The sequence below is a fragment of the Planococcus kocurii genome (assembly GCF_001465835.2).
In the GTDB taxonomy this organism is placed as follows: Bacteria; Bacillota; Bacilli; order Bacillales_A; family Planococcaceae; genus Planococcus; species Planococcus kocurii.
On the sequence record NZ_CP013661.2, the window covers coordinates 2,190,583 to 2,211,053 of the forward strand.

A 20,471-nucleotide genomic window follows, 5' to 3' on the forward strand; every position below is an offset into this window, starting at 1 on the left:
AAAAAATTAAGGGGTATGTTGATGAAAAAGATAGAAGTAAATAACCTAACAAAAATTTTTGGCTCTCATCCGCAACAAGGATTGAAAAGACTTATGAACGGTGAACAAAAAGATGATATTTTAGCAGAAACTGGAATGACTGTGGGGGTTAATCAAGCTTCTTTCTCGGTAGAAGCAGGTGAGTTTTTTGTTATTATGGGATTGTCAGGAAGTGGGAAATCTACATTAATCCGTTTAGTAAACAGATTAATCGAGCCGACTTCAGGTGAAGTGCTAATTGATGGCGAAAATATTGTGGAAATGGGAAAAAACAAACTGATTGAAACGAGACGGAAAAAGCTAGGCATGGTATTTCAGCAATTCGGATTGTTTCCACATCGAACTGTTTTGCAAAATGTAGCTTATGGTCTTGAAATTCAAGGAGTCAAAAAAGAAGAACGCAACAAGCGCGCTCAACAATCAATTGAAGATGTTGGTTTGCATGGGTATGAAAACAGTTACCCAAAAGAGCTGAGTGGTGGAATGCAGCAGCGCGTCGGTCTTGCGCGTGCACTCGCTAATGATTCGGATATTCTTTTAATGGATGAGGCATTCAGTGCGCTAGATCCATTAATCCGTAAAGAAATGCAGGACGAACTGTTAAATCTGCAGAACAAATTAGGGAAAACCATTTTGTTTATTACACACGATTTGGATGAAGCGTTAAAACTTGGAGACCGAATCGCTATTATGAAAAACGGTGAAATTGTTCAGGTAGGAACAGCGGATGAAATTTTAGAAAATCCTGCGAATGAATATGTGTCAAATTTCGTTAAAGATGTAGATCGCTCCAAAGTTCTTATGGCTTCTCATGTTATGAAAAAGCCAGCTGTTCACATGATGGATAAAAGCGGTGCGTTAGCTGCTGTCCGCAAAATGGAAGATGCCGGAGTTTCAAGTATTTTTGTAGTTGATAAGGAGAAAAATTTCAAAGGTTTGTTAACAATCGACAATGCCATCAATGCTTATAAAAAAGAATTGGCAATTGAAACGGTATTAATTAAAGATATTCACGAAATTTCTCCAGATACCCCTTTAAATGACCTCTTTGGTGTGGCTGTCGAAGCGAAATATCCACTGGCAGTAATAGAGAACGGAAAGTTACTTGGCATCGTATCACGTGTTTCTATTCTTTCCGGCTTAGTGTTAGGGAAAGGTGAGGTGACTAGCTCATGAATTATTTCACATTGCCTCTTGAAGAATGGACAAATCGATTTGTAGATGATTGGCTATTACCGGTCACAGGTGATTTTTTCGATAGTATTAGCAATAGCCTTCGTACTTTTGTCGATGGTGTAACGGATTTTTTGATTGCAGCTCCTCCAGAAGTGCTTGTGCTAATTCTTGTATTAATTGCTTGGAAATTCTCTGGTAAAGGACTGGCGTTGTTCGCTTTGCTTGGGAGTTTATATCTGGGATCTGTTGATTTGTGGGAAGCAGCAATGCAGACGGTATCCATCGTTATCGTTTCTACGTTGATATCCATCATTATCGGTATTCCACTTGGAATATTAGCAGCTACCAACAAAACGATGGCTAGCATTGTTCGCCCGATTTTGGATTTTATGCAGACTTTGCCAAGTTTTGTTTATTTAATACCGGCTATTCTTTTATTCGGGCTTGGAAATGTTCCGGCCGTAATTGCTACTTTCGTATTTGCTACACCACCAGCAGTACGGATGACAACGCTCGGTATTCAGCAGGTTCCTGCGGATGTTGTCGAAGCGTCAAGAGCTTTTGGTTCGACTAAATGGCAACTGCTTTATAAAGTACAGTTACCTTTAGCAATGCCTTCAATTATGGCAGGAATCAATCAGACGATGATGCTGGCCTTATCAATGGCAGTTATTGCTTCAATGATTGGAGCACCTGGACTTGGTTCAGTAGTTCTTGAAGGAATCTCTACGGTAAATGTGGGACTTGGCCTGACAGGCGGTTTAGGTATCGTTGTGTTAGCTATTGTAATGGATCGCATTACTCAAGGATTGGTTCAAAAAAATAAAAAATAAAAGGGGAAATGAATGATGAAAAAGATTTTATTTGTAACAATGATTGCATTAATGGTTGCAGTATTAGCCGCTTGTGGTTCTGATAAAGAAGAAACAGGAAAAGCAGAAGGTGCCGAACAAAAAACAATCACTTTCGGTGTAACTCCGTGGACCAGTACTGTACCACCAACAAAAATTGCTGGTTTGATCTTAAAAGATATGGGCTATGAAGTTGTTGAAACAAGTGCAGATGCAGGTAGCGTTTATACGGGCTTGTCTCGTGGAGATCTTGATGTATTTATGGATGCATGGGTACCGATCCACCAAACATATCTTGATAAATACGAAGACACCATTTCAAGTACTTCTGTAAGCTATCCGGATGGAGAAACAGGCTGGACGGTTCCTACTTACATGGAAGATATCAATACTGTTGAAGACTTAAAAGGTCGCGAAGCTGAATTTGGCAATAATTTTTATGGCATTGAAGCAGGGGCAGGAGCAACGATTGAAAGTAACGAAATTCTTGAAGCCTATGAATTTGATATGACACAAGTAAATTCTTCAGAGGGCGGTATGCTAGCTCAGGCTCAAAAAATGATGGCTGATGAAGAACCGGTTGTCTTTTATGGCTGGAGACCACATACTATGTTCAACAAATTTGACTTAAAAGTGTTGACGAATGAAAAAGGATTTTTCGAAACCTCTTCTGTTGAAGTCATCACGAACAATGAATTAAAAGGGAATGCACCAGAAGCTTATGAATTCTTAAGTAACTGGAGTATTTCAATTGATGATGTGGAAGAAATGATTGTGAAGATTGAAGAAGGTGACGATCCTGAAACAGTTGCACAAGAATGGATTGACAACAATCAGGACAAGGTAGATGAAATGTTAGGTAAGTAAATTGAAAAAGTGTATTTCCTATTGCTTAACCAATAGGAAATACACTTTTTGGTTATAACGGGTATATAGGTAGAAAAGGGAGCGAGGTGATATAAATGGAAATGATTGGAACGCCTAATCTATTAGGTGAAAAAAACAAGCATGTCCAAAAAGCCTTAAGTTTTGGCAATACTAAGGTTGTGAATATGCAATTACAAACAGGTGAAAACATTGCAGAACATGATTCAGTGGCTGATGTCATCATTATCGTACGGAGTGGTAAAGTTTCGTTTAGTGTAGAAGGTGAGACGGTAGTCGTAACACCTGAAAATATTCTGCATATGAGTCCAAAAGAAAAACACAGTTTGCTAGCTATTGAACCAAGCGATTTGTTGGTTCTGCAAATTAACCAATGAAAAAAGCTCACGCATCGTTAGCGTGAGCTTTTTACTTTTTTAGATTTAGGCTTCTTATAATTCCATTATATCTGTCGAATCTACATGGCAGCCTTTGCTTTTCTTGTTACCACTCAAATTTTTCTGGGTACTCGGCCTTTATGTCGATTTCATGTATTGGCTTTTTGTAAGGTGTTGCGGCGGCAATGACTTGATTGCGGAAGGCCGTGTAATCTTGATCTTGTACGGCGATTTTCATTGCGATAGTGGACAGACTTTTTTCACGTTGTTCTTTCGTCATGCCAATGTATTTCAAGTTCAGTAAGTCAACATATTGAATTGCGTAATCATTTACTGAAGCAGGTTGATTAAAGGCTTTTAGGATAACGTCAAATTCTTCAGCTGGCACGTGTCCCTGGAGACAGTCGAGGACCAAGGATTGAAAGCGGAAAATGGTCGGTAAGTGAACATCCCACAGTGGAAATTTTTTATCTTCTTGATAGAAGTTGACGAAATCCTTCAAAGCGATAGCGGCGTAGATTAATTCGGGCCATAGTATTTCTGTGGAAAAATAAATATTCTTGTTGGGAGCGATCAAGCCATGCTGTTTCATCGTATGTTCATGCAGTCCGTTAAAAACAAAATCTACATTGCGATCACCTTGAGCAGCTTGGCGAATTTGATAAGCTGCATTAAGGATTCGCATCCGCGATCCTTCGTAACCATAGTACTGGTCTTCCTGACCAATCATTTTATAAATGGCCACGTTGAGTTCGTCTAAATCGAAGTAATCGCCGCTGACTTTAACGCCTGTATGGTTCGGTGTACTTTTCATATTCAGCATGTTAATAGCCTCCTCAACGTTTTGGTGTGTAACCGAGTTGATTGAATAGCTCGTTTCGTTCTGCGTCAGTCAAATCGCGCCATTCTCCAACAGGCAGATCTTCTAAAAAGATATTGATAATGCGGACTCGTTGTAAACTCCGAACCTCGTAGCCAAGCGCTGTACACATGCGGCGGATTTGGCGATTTAAACCTTGACGTAGGGTTAGTTTAAAGGTGTAACTAGACAACTTTTCAGCTTTTGCTGGAAGTGTTTTTGTATCGAGAATTTCGACACCTTCTTCCATTTTTGCTAAAAAGGATTCGGTGATCGGCATATCTACTTTGACGATGTATTGTTTCTCATGTTCATTCTCAACACGTAAAATTTCGTTGACGATATCTCCGTCATTAGTCAATAGGATAAGTCCTTCTGAATCTTTATCCAAGCGTCCTATGTGAAAAATACGTTCTGGATGATTAACGAAGTCAACAATATTTCCGTCAATATGCCGTTCTGTTGTACTGGTAATGCCAATGGGCTTGTTTAATGCCAAATAGACGTATTGTTGCTTGGGCTGTTCGATGATTTTGCCATCAACTCGGACTTCGTCGTTGGATTCGACTTGGCTACCCAGTTCGGCTAATTTGCCATTAATCGTCACACGTTCTGCTTCAATGAACTTATCGGCTCCGCGTCTTGAAGTAATGCCTGTTTCGCTCAAAAACTTATTGATTCGCATAATAAATTCCTCTCAGTTCCATATTTCCTAGTCTCGCTCTTATTATACATCAACTGCGTGAGCGAATAAAAAAATTTGATGTTCCACAGTTGCAATTTTTAGATTAGTTTGACAATATAGAAGGGAAGCTGTTATTGATGCGCCTTGGGTTAGCTGAAATAATGTAAGCGCGTACATAACGGTAATACGAGTAAAGGGGAGAAATGGGAATGGTCTACGCAATGCCGAATACAGAAGGCTCAAAAGTTACATTTAAAGATAAGTATGACAACTTTATAAATGGAGAGTGGAAAGCACCTGTTAAAGGGCAATATTTTGATAATGTTTCACCGGTAACTGGTAAGAAGTTTACGGAAATTGCTCGCTCCACTGCAGAAGACGTAGAACTGGCTCTTGACGCAGCACATGCGGCAAAAGAAGCTTGGGGAAAAACTTCAGTTACTGAACGTGCCAATGCTTTGCTTAAAATTGCAGATCGTATGGAGCAAAACCTAGAAATGCTCGCTGTAGCTGAAACATGGGATAACGGCAAAGCAGTACGTGAAACTTTGAACGCCGATCTGCCACTGGCAATCGATCATTTCCGTTATTTTGCTGGAGCTATTCGGGCACAAGAAGGTTCGCTAAGCCAAATTGACAATGATACTGTAGCTTATCACTTCCACGAGCCACTTGGTGTTGTTGCTCAAATCATCCCATGGAACTTTCCGATATTAATGGCTGTTTGGAAACTAGCACCTGCTCTTGCTGCGGGTAACTGTGTCGTATTAAAACCAGCTGAACAAACGCCGGCAAGTATTCTAGTGTTAGCTGAACTGATTGGGGATATTTTGCCTCCTGGAGTCTTGAATATCGTTAACGGCTTTGGTCTTGAGACAGGTAAGCCGCTTGCTTCAAGTCCGCGTATCAGTAAAGTAGCATTTACCGGTGAAACGACTACAGGTCGTATGATCATGCAATATGCATCTCAAAACCTGATTCCAGTTACACTGGAACTGGGCGGGAAATCACCGAATATCTTTTTTAAAGACGTAATGGACAAAGACGATGCGTTTCTTGACAAAGCGATCGAAGGATTTGTCATGTTCGCATTGAATCAAGGCGAAGTGTGTACATGCCCATCTCGTGTGTTAATTCAAGAAGACATTTATGATGAGTTTATGGAACGTGCACTAAAGCGCGTAGCAGCCATCAAAACAGGAAATCCGCTTGATCCAGAAACAATGATGGGAGCACAGGCTTCCACAGAACAAATGGAGAAAATCTTGTCCTACTTAGATATCGGCAAGCAAGAAGGAGCTGAAGTTCTTGCAGGAGGCGATCGCAATAAATTAGAGGGTGATTACTCTGAAGGCTTCTATATTCAACCAACAGTCTTTAAAGGCCATAACAAAATGCGTGTTTTCCAAGAAGAGATTTTTGGACCAGTTGTTTCCGTAACGACTTTTAAAACGAAAGAAGAAGCGCTTGAAATTGCCAACGACACGCTATACGGATTAGGCTCGGGAATTTGGACGCGTGATACCAACACAGCTTATCGCTTTGGCCGTGGCATTCAAGCAGGACGCGTATGGACAAACTGCTACCACCAATATCCAGCTCACGCAGCCTTCGGTGGATACAAAATGTCAGGCTTTGGCCGTGAAAACCATTTGATGATGCTCAACCACTATCAACAAACAAAAAATATGTTAGTTAGCTATAGTGAAGATAAACAAGGATTCTTTTGATTCTAGAGGAAGTCTACAAGTGTTTCAGTGAACCAAGAAAGTAGGGATAGCAATGGTCGAACGCGTTATTGCGACAGATGCTGCTATTGAATTGATTGAATTGCTGAAAGAAAAGCATGGACCGGTTATGTTCCATCAATCAGGTGGCTGCTGTGACGGCAGTTCACCGATGTGTTATCCAGAAGGTGACTTGTTTATCGGAGATCAGGATATTTTGATGGGAGTTATCGGAGACAGCAAATTCTATATGCACAAAAACCAATTTGACTATTGGAGCCATACGCAGCTAATCATTGATGTCGTTCCAGGACGCGGCGGAATGTTCTCGCTGGAAGGAGTCGAGGGTAAACGATTTTTAACGAGATCGAGAGCTTTCACTTCAGATGAAACCAAAGAATTACAGCAACAAGCTTGAGTAAAACCGGATGCAAATGCATCCGGTTTTTTACTGTTTATAAATTTTTTGATATTCGAGAAGCCGCTCCATATAAGTTGAATGAAAGAAACCGACTTTTCTACACCGCTTTGCCCAGCTTGCGCTAGGTAACCTGTTGAATAAGAAGGCATTGTCTATGTTTCCATTGTTAACTAGAAGATATGGAGAAAAGTAGTAGAGACTCCCGCGAGCCCTTGGCAACTGGCACCGCGTTGTCCTGAAGCACCAGTTGCATGACCCACATCCTGTAGGCCCGAAAGCATAGCTAGTTTGTAGAATGTCTACAAGTGGAAATCATTAGTTTAAGCCATATGGAACAAGGGGTGAAGATAGAAAGTAGGCTAGTAAAATGGTATAATTTTAGCATGAAAGGTGGTTATCCAGTTGACGAAATTAGTGAACCGAGTTTCTCGCGAACAAGCCAATCATGCGATTTCCTACGCTTCGCATTCTTTAGTTACAGAAGGATTTGAAGTAACAAGTGAGGATGAAAATTTCGTTCGGTCGGTATTGACTGGTGAACGGACGGAAGCACAATTCCATCAAGCCATCAAAAGGAAGTTTGATGTCTAACTATCAGCACACTTCCATGTATTGTTACTCTGGGACTGATGTATTGATTAATTTATTTCATGTAGAAGATGAAGAAAAACTGAAAGAATTGGAGAAAGTTTATTCGTTGCTTCGTCTTTCGGAACTTCAACTGCAGAAACCGATAAATCTTTTGGATATTAACGCATTTTTAGCCATCCACCGATATATCCTTCAGGACGTTTATCCGTTTGCTGGAGAATTGAGACAAGAAATGATTTCCAAAGGTTCTTCTTCTTTTGCTCATCCTAAACACATAGAAGCACAGTTGCTAAAAATTTTTACTGACTTAAAATCGGAAAATTATTTGAAGAAATTACCGCGAAGTCAGCTGATCTCAAGACTTGCTTATTTTCTTTCAGAATTGAATGCTTTACATCCTTTTCGTGAAGGTAATGGACGCAGTGTTCGCGAATTTGCGCGCCAGTTGGTACTCAATGCGGGTTATCGATTGGATTGGGGAAAAGTACCAGAGCCCGCTGAGATTATTAATGCTTTTGTCGATTCCTTTAATAAAGATAATAACCGTCTAGAAAGACTGTTGGACGACATCATTACGCCATGAAAAATGCCAGTTACTCAGAGAGTACTGGCATTTTCTGCATGTTACGTTATAGGATGTTCCCGAAGCCAGTCGATTCCAAATTCGACAAGGGGTTTCATATCTACAAGACGGGTTTCAGCTTGCCCGAGCAAACCTTCAGAAATATTACCTGGAAAAGCTTTTGCAATTTCTGGGAAGCGGTCTGAATCCATATCCACACAGTCGTAAGTTTGCCAAGCGCGTTTTCCATCCTTCAAAACAGCTGCGCCTTGCGGTATAGTAGGTCGGTTTTCTTGAACAAATTCAGCATAGTGAAGCGCCGTACACGAATCAAAGCCAACACCAATAAATAAAATTTTCACATCTACTTGCAACATTTTTGCGAGCGGCGAGTTTTCCCCGAAAGAGTCCTCGAGGGGTTGTTCACTCATCCATTCAGCAGCTTGTTTTCCATAGGCTGCAAAGGAATGCGAAGGGTGAGGGCTACGTATAGTTGCAGGATGGCTATGGAAGCATTCTGCAATTTTCCCCATGCCGCGTAATCCGCTTAAGTGGGGATCGAAAGCAGGAAGCTGTTCGCGTATTGGCTGATGCCAATTTTCAGGGACTGGTGGCTGCATCCAGTAACTAGGGTCTGAGTTGTCCGTAGACTGCGCAGGCATGACAATTGTGCCTGCTTCTGTAATTGTTTCAAGCAACGCTTCAACGACCGCCTGAGCACCTCCAGCGATCCATCCCATGGACTTCAGTGAAGAATGAACCATTAACGCATCTCCAGCAACAATGCCTAGTTGCCGAAGTTGATGCTTTATAGTTGTTTTTGATTGGAATTCAGGGGTATTTAAAATATTCAATAACTCTGACATAAAGCATCCTCCTCATTTCAATATAGTATATAGGAAAGCCCACTGTTTTTGGGGAACTTCTGATGTTAGGGCAATAGAGAAAGGAATGATGAAAATGGAAGCAAAACCAATGAAAGAATCAAGAACAATCCAAACAAAGTTGGTCCTCCCACCCGATACCAATCATATGGACTCCATATTTGGTGGCAAAGTATTAGCTTATATCGATGAAATTGCAGGGATCACGGCAATGAAACATGCACGCCGTCAAGTAGTTGTAACTGCATCGATCGATTCTGTGGACTTTTTGTCTTCAGCACGTGTTGGAGACGTACTCGAACTCGAAGCAAATGTCACGTCAACCGGCCGAACTTCGATGGAGGTATATGTTCGAGTAAAGTCGAAAAATCTGCAAACGGGTGAAGAAAAGCTAACAACGGAATCCTTCTTGACCATGGTTGCAATGGGAGATGACGGAAAACCAACTCCTGTCCCACCCGTATTACCGGAATCTGCAGGAGAAAAACTCTTTTTTAACACAGCACCTGCAAGACGCGAACACCGAAAAATGAGAGTGAAAACACCAAGAACATAAGAAAAAGGTGCATGGATTAAACTCCATACACCTTTTTTGTTCGATTAACTTTCAGAATTTACGTTCTCTAATGCGTTGCCCGTTTCGCTACTAATAACGGATAGGCTCCCATCCGTTTCGAGAACGACTGCTTTTACTTTTTCGGTAGAACCAAATCCTGTATTGCGGATGGCTTGTAAAATCTCCATTTCTTTGATTCGTTCTTTTTTCATCGCTTTTCTTAAAAAATTTCCATCCAGAAATAGCAAACGTGGTTCTGATTTGATGACGTTGTTCACCCATTTGGAGTGAACCGAAAAAAAAGTAAGTAAATACTGCAGGGAAATCAGTAACGCAAATGCAGTCATTCCTTCAAGTAAGCTAATGCTGCTGTCTAATAATATGGTGGCGAGTGTTGAACCTAAAGCAACAGTTACGACTAAGTCGAAGGCATTTAATTTAGTTAATGTACGTTTACCAGAGGCACGAAGTAAGATAATAAGTCCCACGTAAGCTAAAAAACCGACAGTGACAATTCGAATAAAGCTAGTGAGCGTAATTTCAAACATGTAATTCCTCCTCTTATGTGTCTTTCAATAGAACTTATCCACATGTTAATAAGTCCTATTCATATGATAAAATTAACAAAATTCAAACATCTTATCCACATAGCACACAGAAACATCCATTTTACTGTGCATAAGGCTAGGTAGTTAGAGAGTTTATGTGGAATAACGGGTTTTCAAGCGTTTTGCTATTCGACTCTATAATTCCCTTTAGGGTTATCAACAAACACAAAATAAGCAGAAAAACAGTGAGAATGATTTAAACTTCTCTTAAAGAGAAATAAAAATAAGTATCTTGATATCGGAGTAACCCATTAAATTATGTTTAGCTGATAATAAAATGATGCTAGGTGTATGCATTACTTAAAAAAACACACAAAAAAAGAGTAACCGAGGCTACTCTTTTTTTTGTAATTTTCGTTAAGAGAATATCTCACACGATAAACTTTTATTTTTTGGCTAACAATTCTTCGAAGTATGCGCTAAATTCTTTTGAACGCTTTAAAATCGTGCTAGAAGATACACCAAATTTTTCACTTAAGTCTTTTGCAGAAAGCATCGGACCTTCAATCAGTTCGTGATCCTGCAAGAATCTCCAATACCCCGCAACAAGCGCTTCGGGTTTTTGAACAGTCGGCTGTTGACTGACAAGGTAGCTGTTTAAAATGCTTGTAATGTTGTCGACAGTTTCTTTATCAAACTCTGCCTGCTCGATATGCTTATCAAGTTCAGTCATAACAGCGTCATGTTCTGGAGAAAGCTGAATGCTTTCTTCTACGCTGCCTGTTGAGTACTTAACAATTTGTTCAACAATTGGTAAATAGTTGTCGCGTAAATAGCTTTCATCTTGCGTAGCATTTTCAGCAGCTATTTGTGCTTTTAATTGTTCGAAGAATGGACTAAACTCTCCAACAACGGTTAAATAGCCATTTAGGAAAAGAACGCCTTTTTCTCCAACACGAGAGTCTGGAAGAAGGATAGCCAGTAAACCTTGTCCATTTTCCATATCAGTTGGAGGCTGGTCTGCCATTTCAAGCGTTTCACCAGTGAAGACGTCTGTAAACTGAGCTTTCTCAGTATCGCCTTTAACATATTGACCAAGGAATACTTTTACGTCTTTCCAATTTCCAAGTACTTCTTTTGTTGTTGGACGTTGAGCAAGGTCAATGTGTTTTGTTAAAAATTCTTCCCACAATTCGGGTTTTTTCATAAACAGGAAATTCTCAATAACAAATGCTTGCGCATCGTTTTCAGCCATCGATTTCATTAGATGTGGCTGCCATTCTTGTTGCAATTCACGGAACTCAGTAATATGTGTCTGGTTTGGGTTTTCCGAGAAGAACTGTTGGCGTACTTTGAATAGTTCTTCATTAATCAAATCATTGATAGACACAGTTTGCTGTTTCCCGTGACACTTTTTATATTTTTTGCCACTGCCGCATGGACATGGATCATTTCTTCCTACCATTCTAATCACCTACATTTTTTATTGAGTGTAACATAAAATTGCGATGGGCTCAAAAGTCTGACGATTCAGACGCCAGTATGGTCCTTGGAAATAGCAGATATACATGATGATTGTGCTTAGAAAAATGAGGTGGAGTCCTTTGTAAGTTGATGACCTTTTTGAACAATAGGCAGTATGACAACTACTAGAAAGTATGCACGAAGCTGAAGGCGTATTATAATACAGTGAGTAACGACAAGCAGGAGGTGACAATATGTATACAGATCCAGTAAAAGAATCGATTTCCTGGATGCGCGTCATTTTAGTAACGGTACTTATTGTCTTGCTATCTCGGCATTTTCTGTTTGAGCCGGTAGCTGTTCATGGTGAATCGATGATGCCTACATTTGAAGAAGATGACAAAGTTGTATTAGCGAAAATATACACAATAGAAAATTTTGATATGATTGTTTTCACTGCACCAAATGACGTCAATTTCATTAAACGTGTGATTGGTGTACCAGGAGATGTCATTTCGATGGTGGACGACCAATTGTATCTAAACGGTAAAGCTCAAGTTGAGCCCTATTTAGAAAACAACTTAAAAACTGCGAAACAGCGTGGAATGATTCGTTTAACTGAAGACTTCAAGGAATTCACTGTACCTGCGGAATCTTATTTTGTCTTAGGAGATAACCGCTTAAACAGTACGGATTCAAGGATTTTAGGATTTATTTCTGAAAAATCTATTGTCGGAGAAGTGAAAATCAGAATTGCGCCTTTTAGCCATATGGGTATCGTAGAATAAAAAACAGTCACGCTAAAACTTAAAAAGACAGCGACCCTTTAACACGGATTGCTGTCTTTTTTGAGTTTAAAATAGTGCTAGTTTATCAATACGGTCCATTGCCTCGATGATTCGGTTTTCATCAACCAATAACCCAACGCGAATAAATCCTTCTCCGCTATCACCAAAACCGCTGCCAGCTGCGACTGAAATAGCTGCCTTTTCAAGTAAAAAATCAGCAAATTCGATACTGGTGAAGCCTTCCGGCACTGGCAGCCAAGCAAAAAAAGAGCCTTGAGGTGCTTCGATATTCCAGCCAATACGCGTGCATTCCTTTACGAGCACATTACGTCGCTTTTCATACAAATCTACCAAATCGGCTACGCATTGTTGATCCGCATTCAAAGCTTCTGCAGCAGCTAATTGGACAGCAGGGAACAAACCGGCAAATAAATGATCTTGGATTAGATTTAAAGCTTCAATCATTTTCGAATGCCCCACAGCAAAGCCAATTCGCCATCCCGCCATATTATAAGTTTTCGATAACGTATACATCTCAATCCCAACTTCTTTGGCACCTTCAGATTGCAAAAAGCTTACCGGTTTTTTTCCTTCAAATCCTACGGCGCCGTATGCAAAATCGTGAACAACAGCGATGTTATGGTCTTTTGCAAAAGCGACGGTGTCATCAAAAAATTCTTTATTTGCAACGGCGCCTGTCGGGTTATTGGGGTAGTTCAAATACATTAATTTTGCACGTGAACAAACAGTTTCTGACAAGTCATTAAAGTCTGGTAAATAACCATTTTCAGGGTGGAGATGCATCAATTCGTAGTCAATATTCGCTAATGGAGCACCGGAAAAGTTGTCAGGATAGCCCGGGTCCGGCAGCAGCAAAAGATCTTGCGGATTAAGCAATGCCAAGGGCAATTCAACAAGTCCAATTTTGGTTCCAGCCAAAATGGCGACCTCTAAATCAGGATCAATGTCTACACCATATTCGCGTTTATAGAAATTCGCAGCAGCTTGACGTAATTCTGAAATGCCGCGGAAAGGTGAGTACTTATGTGTCTTCGGATCAGCCGCCGCCGTTTGTAATGCTTTAATAATATGATCGGGTGTTGGTTGGTCGGGATTACCTTGTCCGAGATTGATGACATCGCGTCCTTCAGCGACGGCTTTGCTCGTTTTGGCAACTAGTGAAGCAAAAAACTGAGTAGGTAAGTTTTGTAAGCGATTTGAAAAGTCCATAAAATTCTCCTCATTTTCGAAATAATTGCACATCTACTCCGAATCTTATAGAATTTAGATTAGCTTGTCTACTGGAGGAGAAAACATGAAAATTGCATGTGTTCAAATGGATATCATATTCGGAGAGCCCGAACAGAACTATCAGCAAGTCATAAATTATTTAACGGAGGCAGCCGCTAACGGAGCGGAGACAATTGTTTTGCCAGAAATGTGGAACACGGGATATGCACTGACTGAGCTTGGTACTTTAGCAGACAGCACTAACCAAACTGTAGAGCTACTGAAAAGTTTTGCGAAAGAACATGCTGTGAATATTGTCGGAGGTTCTGTTTCAACACAGAAGAATAACGGCTTTTATAATACGATGTATGTCGTTAATAAAAACGGTGAACTTGTTTCAGAATACGACAAAGCACATCGTTTTGGTTTAATGGATGAGCATATTCATCTTGAAGAAGGCGATACACTTGGGACGTTTAAACTGGACGGCACTGTTTATGGCGGAGTTATTTGCTATGACATTCGTTTTCCTGAATGGATTCGTGCACAAGCACTAAATGGAGCGAAACTGATCTTCGTATCAGCGGAATGGCCAGAAGCGCGAATTGACCACTGGCGTATTCTTTTACAAGCTCGTGCAATTGAAAATCAGTGCTTTATCGTTGCTGTGAATCGCGTCGGCAGCGATCCGAAAAATGTATTTGGCGGCAGTACGATGGTCATAGCTCCTTGGGGAGAAGTTCGCTTGGATATGCAAAAAGACGAAGGCGTGGGGTATGTGGAAATTGATTTGGACGAAGTAGAGAAAGTCCGAAAACGGATTCCGGTCTTTGATGATCGTCGTGAAAAATTGTACGAAACATTTAAAATTTGATTGACACTCTGAATCTATGTCTGTAATATGAAATTCAATCTAATATACTAACTTATCAAGAGAGACCGAGGGGTAGGCCCTATGACGTCCGGCAACCCCCATTTGGGAAGGTGCCAAGTCCTGCGGAATGTAAAATGTTCCGGAAGATAAGTCGAGAAAATAAACTTTTCGATGCCTCTTTCTTGATGAAAGAGGCATCTTTTTGTTGCCAGGAGGAAGCCATGATACATATTCAGAACTTAACAAAAACATATACCACTAAACATGGCACCGTTACTGGAGTCGACAATATTTCTTTGAAAGTAGGAAAAGGTGAAATTTTTGGGATTGTTGGTTATTCAGGAGCTGGTAAAAGTTCGCTGATTCGCTGCATCAACTTGCTGGAACGACCGAGCTCTGGCAGTGTCGTAGTCGATGGCAAAGACTTAACGAAGTTGAGCAGCAATCAATTAAGAAAAGCGAGATTGAAAATTGGTATGATTTTCCAACATTTTTATTTGATCAGCCAGAAGACGGTTTATGACAATATTGCTTTTGCACTTCGGGCAGCAGGTACACCTACGAAAGACATTAAAATCCGCGTAGAAGAGCTATTAGAAATGGTCGGCTTGTCAGATAAACGGGATGTCTACCCTGCACAGTTGAGTGGAGGTCAAAAACAGCGAGTTGGTATCGCTCGAGCATTAGCAAACAACCCAGCAGTCTTGTTGTGTGACGAAGCGACATCCGCGCTCGACCCTAATACGACGTTATCTATATTGCGGTTATTAAAAGACATCAATCGTAAATTGAAAATTACAGTTGTACTAATTACGCATGAAATGAACGTAGTTAAAGAAATTTGCGATCGAATGGCGATCATGCAAGGCGGACGTGTCATTGAAGAAGGACAAGTTTACGATATTTTTGCAGATCCTCAAAAGGAGCTAACGAAAGAATTTATTTCTAGTGTCGTATCCTTTAATGTTCCAGTACATATTTTGAAAGAATTTAAAGGAACTTTAGTGAAAGTGCTGTTCAAAGGTGGCGTAGCAGGCGAAGGCGTCATTTCCGATATGCTGCAGAACTTTTCGGTAAAAGGCAACTTTTTGCACGGAGCTATCGAGTACATTCAAGAACGACCGCTTGGCGTCTTTATTATGGAGTTAAAAGGCGCTGAAATGGAAGTTATGGAGGCATTGAAGTATTTGGAAAACAGAGCAGCAATCGTGGAGGTGATATCGAGTGGAAATTGAATGGGGACGAATTATTGAATTATGGCCAGAAATACAAACAGCATTTTTCCAAACATTAATGATGATCGGCATCTCATTATCGGTATCATTGATTGTCGGTTTGCCGCTCGGAATTTTGTTATTCATAACCGATCGCGGTCTGTTTCTTGAAAATCGATCGGTAAACTCGGTAGTGGGCTTTGTTGTAAACATTGTACGCTCTATTCCCTTTATCATTTTGTTAGTGGCACTTATTCCGTTAACGAAATTTATCACAGGAACAACAATTGGCCCGGTTGCGGCCAGTGTATCACTATCTGTCGCAGCAATTCCTTTTTTCGCGCGCATTGTAGAAAATTCACTTCGCGAAATTGACAAAGGAGTTATCGAGGCAGCTATTGCAGTAGGAGCTACACCATGGATGATCATTACAGGTGTGCTGCTGCCTGAAGCAAAGTCTAGTATTGTTCAAGGCGTCACATTGACCATCATCAGCTTAGTGGCCTATTCTGCTATGGCAGGTGTAGTAGGAGGCGGAGGTATTGGAGATTTAGCTATTCGCTTTGGTTATTACCGATATGATAACACCATCATGATTGTGACTGTTGTTATTTTAATTCTGCTGGTTCAATTGGTTCAACAGGCAGGCGATTATACGGCGAAAGTCATCGATAAACGATAAGGGGAGAGCAAAATGAAAAAACTAGGATTAATAGTAGCAGCGAGCGCATTGGCTTTGGCAGCATGTGGTAGTGGAGAAGAAAGTAAATCAACAGGAGAAACTTCAAAAGATATTAAATTAGGTGCTACTGCGGGGCCATACAGTGATATGTTGAGTAAGGCAATTGTGCCTGGTTTAGAAGAAAAAGGGTATACGGTAGAAATTGTGGAGTTTAGCGATTACATTCAACCAAATATCGCACTTGACGGCGGCGATATTGATGCCAACCTATTCCAGCATACAATTTACTTAGAGAATTTTGAAAAAGAAAACAATATGGATTTATCAGGTTTAATCGTCGTACCAACAGCGCCAATGGGCCTTTATTCCAATCAATTTGACGCGTTAGAAGATATCGAAGACGGTGCGACTATTGCCATTCCTAATGATCCTGTTAATGCAGCACGTGCTTTACAAATTCTCGAAGATCAAGGCCTAGTCGAAGTAGACCCAGAAGTGGATGATTTAAAGATTTCCGAAAGAGATGTTATTACAAATAAAAAAAACCTAGTATTCCAGCCAATCGAAGCTGGGCAATTGCCACGTGCAGTTGAAGGATCTGATTTATCCGCTGTTCCTGGAAACTTTGCACTAGCAGCTGAAATGGATCTACTGGATGCACTAGCACTTGAAAATATGCCTGACCAATACCGTAATGTAGTAACAGTGAACGCAGAGAATGAAGATAGTGATTTTGCTAAAGATTTAATAGAAGTTGTAGAATCAAAAGAATTTGAAGCTGTAATCGATGAAGAATTTGTTGGTTTTGGTAAGCCTGAATGGCTGGCTAAATAAACAATGAATCTAATTGTATGAAAGCTTCTTCACGTTGAATTAGTAAGACCAGTACAACTAGAAAGCCGCTCCAGATGAAAAATCTGAAGCGGCTTTCTTCTATATATATGGGAAGAAATAAAGAACACAAGCAAACGAAAAGTTAAATGCTCAAGAAATCTCTTTAACCATATGATGAAAAGGCTCACCAATAATAGTCCAAGGTTCGGCAATAGAATAGCCTAGACGTTTGTAAAGACGAATCGCCCCGTCTTTATCAATATCAACGTTTAACGAAAGTTTGCCTCCTCCTTGAGAAGAAACCAGCTCCTCCGCAAATTGGAAAAGTTTTGAGCCAATTCCTTGGCCTTGATAGGAAGAATCGACTGAAACAGTGTCGATATACCACTCGTCGGTATGAGCTTCTGGCTCAATTGAACGATTGTGCCCTTGTTTTTTCAGTTGATCAGCCAAGTAGCGATCTAGTGCTTCAGCTTGATTGCCGTGATAAAGCACCAAAGTGCCAGCAATATTGCCATCTACTAATGCAACGTATGTATAACGGTAGCTATGACGTGTATTTTCTCCACGAATCATATCCTCCACTTTTTCAAGTACCGCTGCTGATTCTTTTTGTGCAGTCATGTGATTTGCGATGTCTCCAATCGCATTGATAATGAGTGGTGCGACTTTTTTTGCGTCATCGGGTTGCGCTTGTCGTATAATAATATTCATGTAGTATGCCTCCTGTTACTTGATTAAAACCTGCTTAGACTGAAATAATAGATCGTAGAAGTGTAAAAGCTGAGCTATAGAGAAGTAGTTCAACATATAGTATATCAATGAAGGCGTTTATTAACACGAAGGGGGTCTACGGATGGTAAATACGAAACATGTGCTGACATACGGAGATACATTTGTGGATTATATAGCGACCAATGCCGCGAATGATACTTTCGAACGTCATCTTGGTGGAGCTACCGTGAATGTGGCTGCAGGCGTTAGCCGTTTAGGTGTGCCGTCAGGATTTATTACAATTACAGGAGACGACGAGACTTCTGCTTTTGTACGAAACGAATTACTGAAGGAGGGCGTAGATTTAACTTATGCCATCAAGGTACCCGAAAAGAGGGTGAGTGGTGTTTACATTCATTTGACGCCTGAATTTGATCGTGTGTTCTCAGCATATGTTAACAAAACTCCTGATCTTCAAGTAGCGAGCGATGAACTAAAACCAAAAGCTTTTGAAAATGCTAGTGTATTCCATTTCTGTTCAGGAACTCTTTTTCATCCTAAAGCAAGAGCCACTACTCAAAAGGCATTAAAACTAGCAAAGGAATATGATGTCCTTTGTTCATATGACGTTAATATTCGACCATTGCGCTGGGAAAGCGAAGACCTTTGCCGCAAAACCATATTGGATTTTCTTTCATCGGCAGACATTGTTAAACTAACGACAGAAGAACTTGCCTTTTTAATGGAAACGGAACGAATGGAAGATGGGATTACCCAATTATCCCATAATCATATTCCGTTGGTTTTTGTTACAGATGGTGAAAATGGCACGTATGCCGTTTGTAAAGATCAAACCTTTCACGTACCGGTTATTCCTGTGCAACCGGTAGACACAACAGGAGCGGGTGACGCCTTCATGGCTGGTATTCTCAGATACATCCATTTGTTTGGATTGCCTAAAACACATCAGGAAGTGATTCGCTGTACTGACTTTGGTAATAAAATGGGCGCACTTTGTACGACAAAAACAGGTGCGTTAACAGCAATGCCGCGTATTGAAGAGATTGAGAAAAATAAGGATTAAGAAGGAGAAACTTTATGACTTTGCATAGTTTTCATTTAAAAGCAGATTGGCCGGGTCTACGCAACGACGTAGGAGATATTGAAGTAGGCGGATTAAAAACTCAGATATCGATTCCACCGGAAATGGATGGCCCCGGAATCGGCACAAATCCTGATGAAATGTTGTTGGGTGCCGCGGCTACTTGTTACATTATTACACTTGCCGCTATGATGGAGCGCAGCAAGGTAGAAAAATCTTCTTTAACGATGGAATCAGAAGGTATTGTAGAAGTCGTAAAAGGCGTAGTTACGTACAAGCGCATTATTCACAAACCACAAGTGGTTTTAAAAGCGACTGCTTCTGACAAGGATTTAGCATTAGTTCAGAAACTGGCAGAAAAAGCTGAAAGCTCTTGCATGATTACACGTGCGATTAAAGGTAATGTGGAAGTTGAATTGCAAGCGGATATAAGAAAAGAAAACTGAGATTCAGTATAGGCATGCCCCGGAAACCTTTAAAATAATAGACGAAGAAAAAGGTTTTCTTTTTCTTCGTCTATTATTTTTTTGAGAAAATCCTGACAGTGCAATGTTTAGGTGGATTTATACCGGGTAGGGTACTGATAGAGCGAAAAACAAAAGGAGGAACTAACACATGTTTAATTACACAGTAGATACATTAAAAACAGTAAACGAAGCGGTTGAAGCTTTAGAGGAAAACTTAAAGGCGGAGAAATTTGGTGTTCTTTGGAATTTTGATTTAACTGCCAAACTTCAAGAAAAAGGGGAAGACTTCGATACGCCTTATAGAATTCTAGAGGTTTGTAATCCAAAAGAAGCGAATCGGGTGTTATCGGAAAACTTAATGATTGGCTATTTCTTACCGTGTAAAATCGTAGTGTATAAAGAAAGTGATGGTGTGAAAATTGGAATGCCGAAGCCTACTGCTTTGATTGGTATGGTTGAAGATCCAACCATCAAGTCGATTGCTGAGGATATTGAAGAACGTTTGATCAAGTGCATCGACCAGTCTGCATAAAAAGTCAGACGCTTTTATAAAGGTTAATCCCCGAAGTTTAACGTGATTGTTGTTGTAAGCTCATCTATTGACATCATACCCTTAGGGGTATATTATAAAGGTAAGCAAGAATCCTTTCGTTTATTAATAGGAGGCATCAATAATATGAAATACGACAAACTTGTTGAAAATCGATTGAAAAGAATAGAAGGTCAGCTTCGGGGTGTTATTAGAATGGTAGAAAACGACGGAGAGTGTAGAGATGTCGTTATGCAACTTTCAGCAGTAAGAAGTGCAGTAGACCGTGCTATCGGCGTTATTGTTAGCGATAACCTTGAAACGTGCGTACGTGAAAGCATAGAGAAGGGCGAAAGCACAGAGAATATGGTAAAAGAAGCTGTTGACTTACTAGTGAAAAGCAGATAAAAAT

The 20,471-nt window shown here is 40.4% G+C and carries 25 protein-coding genes and 1 riboswitch; of the genes, 18 read left to right on the top strand and 7 right to left on the bottom strand.

The features are described 5' to 3' along the window. Window positions 1-21 precede the first annotated feature (21 nt). The 4 genes from AUO94_RS10770 to AUO94_RS10785 all read left to right on the top strand — a co-directional run bounded on the left by AUO94_RS10770 (window position 22) and on the right by AUO94_RS10785 (window position 3,328). Window positions 22-1,215, top strand: a complete 1,194-nt coding sequence (locus AUO94_RS10770) for a quaternary amine ABC transporter ATP-binding protein (RefSeq protein ID WP_058384215.1) — start codon at window positions 22-24, stop codon at window positions 1,213-1,215. Next, window positions 1,212-2,048 (top strand): ABC transporter permease, encoded by an 837-nt coding sequence (locus AUO94_RS10775; protein ID WP_058384216.1) that lies wholly within the window; start codon window positions 1,212-1,214, stop codon window positions 2,046-2,048. The genes AUO94_RS10770 and AUO94_RS10775 overlap by 4 nt, the downstream gene beginning before the upstream one ends. Window positions 2,049-2,063: 15 nt before the next feature. Then, entirely contained in the window at window positions 2,064-2,933 is an 870-nt protein-coding gene (locus AUO94_RS10780; RefSeq protein ID WP_058384217.1) for a glycine betaine ABC transporter substrate-binding protein, read from the top strand. 95 nt (window positions 2,934-3,028) lie between these two features. After that, the gene (locus AUO94_RS10785) at window positions 3,029-3,328 is read left to right on the top strand and encodes a cupin domain-containing protein (RefSeq protein WP_058384218.1); all 300 of its coding nucleotides are present in this window, start codon (window positions 3,029-3,031) and stop codon (window positions 3,326-3,328) included. 106 nt (window positions 3,329-3,434) lie between these two features. Here the strand turns inward: AUO94_RS10785 and AUO94_RS10790 are convergent, their stop codons facing one another. Next, window positions 3,435-4,151 carry a DUF6904 family protein gene (locus AUO94_RS10790; RefSeq protein WP_058384219.1) on the bottom strand — a complete coding sequence of 239 codons (717 nt, stop codon included), beginning with the start codon at window positions 4,149-4,151 and terminating at the stop codon, window positions 3,435-3,437. A gap of 13 nt (window positions 4,152-4,164) precedes the next feature. Beyond that, window positions 4,165-4,872, bottom strand: coding sequence for a pseudouridine synthase (locus AUO94_RS10795; RefSeq protein WP_058384220.1), 708 nt, complete (start codon window positions 4,870-4,872; stop codon window positions 4,165-4,167). A gap of 209 nt (window positions 4,873-5,081) precedes the next feature. On the opposite strand from AUO94_RS10795, the gene adh reads away from it, so the two are divergent. The 4 genes from adh (at window position 5,082) to AUO94_RS10815 (ending at window position 8,194) form a co-directional block, all read left to right on the top strand. Further along, on the top strand, window positions 5,082-6,602 hold the full coding sequence (adh, locus tag AUO94_RS10800) for an aldehyde dehydrogenase (RefSeq protein WP_058384221.1): 1,521 nt from the start codon (window positions 5,082-5,084) through the stop codon (window positions 6,600-6,602). A 52-nt stretch (window positions 6,603-6,654) separates the two neighbouring features. Further along, a complete protein-coding gene (locus AUO94_RS10805; protein ID WP_058384222.1) occupies window positions 6,655-7,017 on the top strand; it encodes a DUF779 domain-containing protein in 363 nt (120 codons plus the stop codon). A 405-nt stretch (window positions 7,018-7,422) separates the two neighbouring features. Then, a complete protein-coding gene (locus tag AUO94_RS10810; protein ID WP_058384223.1) occupies window positions 7,423-7,611 on the top strand; it encodes a hypothetical protein in 189 nt (62 codons plus the stop codon). Continuing rightward, window positions 7,604-8,194, top strand: a complete 591-nt coding sequence (locus AUO94_RS10815) for a Fic/DOC family protein (protein WP_058384224.1) — start codon at window positions 7,604-7,606, stop codon at window positions 8,192-8,194. The genes AUO94_RS10810 and AUO94_RS10815 overlap by 8 nt, the downstream gene beginning before the upstream one ends. A gap of 41 nt (window positions 8,195-8,235) precedes the next feature. Here the strand turns inward: AUO94_RS10815 and AUO94_RS10820 are convergent, their stop codons facing one another. Next, entirely contained in the window at window positions 8,236-9,039 is an 804-nt protein-coding gene (locus AUO94_RS10820; protein WP_058384225.1) for an AAC(3) family N-acetyltransferase, read from the bottom strand. A 94-nt stretch (window positions 9,040-9,133) separates the two neighbouring features. On the opposite strand from AUO94_RS10820, the gene AUO94_RS10825 reads away from it, so the two are divergent. Then, a complete protein-coding gene (locus AUO94_RS10825) occupies window positions 9,134-9,613 on the top strand; it encodes an acyl-CoA thioesterase (RefSeq protein WP_058386830.1) in 480 nt (159 codons plus the stop codon). A 44-nt stretch (window positions 9,614-9,657) separates the two neighbouring features. Here the strand turns inward: AUO94_RS10825 and AUO94_RS10830 are convergent, their stop codons facing one another. Together AUO94_RS10830 and AUO94_RS10835 are read right to left on the bottom strand one after the other, a co-directional pair. Then, window positions 9,658-10,161, bottom strand: a complete 504-nt coding sequence (locus tag AUO94_RS10830; protein WP_058384226.1) for a DUF421 domain-containing protein — start codon at window positions 10,159-10,161, stop codon at window positions 9,658-9,660. Between the two features lie 445 nt (window positions 10,162-10,606). Then, window positions 10,607-11,626 carry an SEC-C metal-binding domain-containing protein gene (locus AUO94_RS10835; RefSeq protein WP_058384227.1) on the bottom strand — a complete coding sequence of 340 codons (1,020 nt, stop codon included), beginning with the start codon at window positions 11,624-11,626 and terminating at the stop codon, window positions 10,607-10,609. Between the two features lie 253 nt (window positions 11,627-11,879). Here AUO94_RS10835 and lepB point away from each other — a divergent pair, with 253 nt between their 5' ends. Then, window positions 11,880-12,413: a signal peptidase I gene (gene lepB / locus AUO94_RS10840; RefSeq protein WP_058384228.1), complete on the top strand. Its 534-nt coding sequence runs from the start codon at window positions 11,880-11,882 to the stop codon at window positions 12,411-12,413. A gap of 66 nt (window positions 12,414-12,479) precedes the next feature. Here lepB and AUO94_RS10845 read toward each other — a convergent pair whose 3' ends face one another. Next, window positions 12,480-13,643, bottom strand: a complete 1,164-nt coding sequence (locus AUO94_RS10845; protein WP_058384229.1) for a pyridoxal phosphate-dependent aminotransferase — start codon at window positions 13,641-13,643, stop codon at window positions 12,480-12,482. Window positions 13,644-13,728: 85 nt separating this feature from the next. Here AUO94_RS10845 and AUO94_RS10850 point away from each other — a divergent pair, with 85 nt between their 5' ends. From AUO94_RS10850 to AUO94_RS10865, 4 genes are all read left to right on the top strand, one after another. Then, on the top strand, window positions 13,729-14,517 hold the full coding sequence (locus AUO94_RS10850; protein WP_058384230.1) for a carbon-nitrogen family hydrolase: 789 nt from the start codon (window positions 13,729-13,731) through the stop codon (window positions 14,515-14,517). Window positions 14,518-14,566: 49 nt separating this feature from the next. Continuing rightward, window positions 14,567-14,670, top strand: a riboswitch (SAM riboswitch). A gap of 68 nt (window positions 14,671-14,738) precedes the next feature. Continuing rightward, window positions 14,739-15,752, top strand: a complete 1,014-nt coding sequence (locus AUO94_RS10855) for a methionine ABC transporter ATP-binding protein (RefSeq protein ID WP_058384231.1) — start codon at window positions 14,739-14,741, stop codon at window positions 15,750-15,752. Then, the gene (locus tag AUO94_RS10860; protein WP_058384232.1) at window positions 15,742-16,413 is read left to right on the top strand and encodes a methionine ABC transporter permease; all 672 of its coding nucleotides are present in this window, start codon (window positions 15,742-15,744) and stop codon (window positions 16,411-16,413) included. The genes AUO94_RS10855 and AUO94_RS10860 overlap by 11 nt, the downstream gene beginning before the upstream one ends. Before the next feature lie 12 nt (window positions 16,414-16,425). Continuing rightward, entirely contained in the window at window positions 16,426-17,247 is an 822-nt protein-coding gene (locus AUO94_RS10865) for a MetQ/NlpA family ABC transporter substrate-binding protein (RefSeq protein ID WP_058384233.1), read from the top strand. Window positions 17,248-17,397: 150 nt separating this feature from the next. Here the strand turns inward: AUO94_RS10865 and AUO94_RS10870 are convergent, their stop codons facing one another. Then, window positions 17,398-17,961, bottom strand: a complete 564-nt coding sequence (locus tag AUO94_RS10870; protein ID WP_058384234.1) for a GNAT family N-acetyltransferase — start codon at window positions 17,959-17,961, stop codon at window positions 17,398-17,400. A 142-nt stretch (window positions 17,962-18,103) separates the two neighbouring features. On the opposite strand from AUO94_RS10870, the gene AUO94_RS10875 reads away from it, so the two are divergent. The 4 genes from AUO94_RS10875 (at window position 18,104) to AUO94_RS10890 (ending at window position 20,467) form a co-directional block, all read left to right on the top strand. Next, window positions 18,104-19,045, top strand: a complete 942-nt coding sequence (locus AUO94_RS10875) for a carbohydrate kinase family protein (protein WP_058384235.1) — start codon at window positions 18,104-18,106, stop codon at window positions 19,043-19,045. A gap of 14 nt (window positions 19,046-19,059) precedes the next feature. Next, on the top strand, window positions 19,060-19,509 hold the full coding sequence (locus tag AUO94_RS10880) for an OsmC family protein (RefSeq protein ID WP_058384236.1): 450 nt from the start codon (window positions 19,060-19,062) through the stop codon (window positions 19,507-19,509). A 169-nt stretch (window positions 19,510-19,678) separates the two neighbouring features. Beyond that, on the top strand, window positions 19,679-20,062 hold the full coding sequence (locus AUO94_RS10885; RefSeq protein ID WP_058384237.1) for a DUF302 domain-containing protein: 384 nt from the start codon (window positions 19,679-19,681) through the stop codon (window positions 20,060-20,062). Between the two features lie 144 nt (window positions 20,063-20,206). Continuing rightward, a complete protein-coding gene (locus AUO94_RS10890; protein ID WP_049693154.1) occupies window positions 20,207-20,467 on the top strand; it encodes a metal-sensitive transcriptional regulator in 261 nt (86 codons plus the stop codon). Window positions 20,468-20,471 lie beyond the last annotated feature (4 nt).

What these genes read in the sequence shown, in the direction of transcription:
- AUO94_RS10770 (WP_058384215.1), top strand. Translation starts at nt 22, where the DNA reads ATGAAAAAGATAGAAGTAAATAACCTAACAAAAATTTTTGGCTCTCAT.
- AUO94_RS10775 (WP_058384216.1), top strand. Translation starts at nt 1,212, where the DNA reads ATGAATTATTTCACATTGCCTCTTGAAGAATGGACAAATCGATTTGTA.
- AUO94_RS10780 (WP_058384217.1), top strand. Translation starts at nt 2,064, where the DNA reads ATGAAAAAGATTTTATTTGTAACAATGATTGCATTAATGGTTGCAGTA.
- AUO94_RS10785 (WP_058384218.1), top strand. Translation starts at nt 3,029, where the DNA reads ATGGAAATGATTGGAACGCCTAATCTATTAGGTGAAAAAAACAAGCAT.
- AUO94_RS10790 (WP_058384219.1), bottom strand. Translation starts at nt 4,151, where the DNA reads ATGCTGAATATGAAAAGTACACCGAACCATACAGGCGTTAAAGTCAGC.
- AUO94_RS10795 (WP_058384220.1), bottom strand. Translation starts at nt 4,872, where the DNA reads ATGCGAATCAATAAGTTTTTGAGCGAAACAGGCATTACTTCAAGACGC.
- adh (WP_058384221.1), top strand. Translation starts at nt 5,082, where the DNA reads ATGGTCTACGCAATGCCGAATACAGAAGGCTCAAAAGTTACATTTAAA.
- AUO94_RS10805 (WP_058384222.1), top strand. Translation starts at nt 6,655, where the DNA reads ATGGTCGAACGCGTTATTGCGACAGATGCTGCTATTGAATTGATTGAA.
- AUO94_RS10815 (WP_058384224.1), top strand. Translation starts at nt 7,604, where the DNA reads ATGTCTAACTATCAGCACACTTCCATGTATTGTTACTCTGGGACTGAT.
- AUO94_RS10820 (WP_058384225.1), bottom strand. Translation starts at nt 9,039, where the DNA reads ATGTCAGAGTTATTGAATATTTTAAATACCCCTGAATTCCAATCAAAA.
- AUO94_RS10825 (WP_058386830.1), top strand. Translation starts at nt 9,134, where the DNA reads ATGGAAGCAAAACCAATGAAAGAATCAAGAACAATCCAAACAAAGTTG.
- AUO94_RS10830 (WP_058384226.1), bottom strand. Translation starts at nt 10,161, where the DNA reads ATGTTTGAAATTACGCTCACTAGCTTTATTCGAATTGTCACTGTCGGT.
- AUO94_RS10835 (WP_058384227.1), bottom strand. Translation starts at nt 11,626, where the DNA reads ATGGTAGGAAGAAATGATCCATGTCCATGCGGCAGTGGCAAAAAATAT.
- lepB (WP_058384228.1), top strand. Translation starts at nt 11,880, where the DNA reads ATGTATACAGATCCAGTAAAAGAATCGATTTCCTGGATGCGCGTCATT.
- AUO94_RS10845 (WP_058384229.1), bottom strand. Translation starts at nt 13,643, where the DNA reads ATGGACTTTTCAAATCGCTTACAAAACTTACCTACTCAGTTTTTTGCT.
- AUO94_RS10850 (WP_058384230.1), top strand. Translation starts at nt 13,729, where the DNA reads ATGAAAATTGCATGTGTTCAAATGGATATCATATTCGGAGAGCCCGAA.
- AUO94_RS10855 (WP_058384231.1), top strand. Translation starts at nt 14,739, where the DNA reads ATGATACATATTCAGAACTTAACAAAAACATATACCACTAAACATGGC.
- AUO94_RS10865 (WP_058384233.1), top strand. Translation starts at nt 16,426, where the DNA reads ATGAAAAAACTAGGATTAATAGTAGCAGCGAGCGCATTGGCTTTGGCA.
- AUO94_RS10870 (WP_058384234.1), bottom strand. Translation starts at nt 17,961, where the DNA reads ATGAATATTATTATACGACAAGCGCAACCCGATGACGCAAAAAAAGTC.
- AUO94_RS10875 (WP_058384235.1), top strand. Translation starts at nt 18,104, where the DNA reads ATGGTAAATACGAAACATGTGCTGACATACGGAGATACATTTGTGGAT.
- AUO94_RS10880 (WP_058384236.1), top strand. Translation starts at nt 19,060, where the DNA reads ATGACTTTGCATAGTTTTCATTTAAAAGCAGATTGGCCGGGTCTACGC.
- AUO94_RS10885 (WP_058384237.1), top strand. Translation starts at nt 19,679, where the DNA reads ATGTTTAATTACACAGTAGATACATTAAAAACAGTAAACGAAGCGGTT.
- AUO94_RS10890 (WP_049693154.1), top strand. Translation starts at nt 20,207, where the DNA reads ATGAAATACGACAAACTTGTTGAAAATCGATTGAAAAGAATAGAAGGT.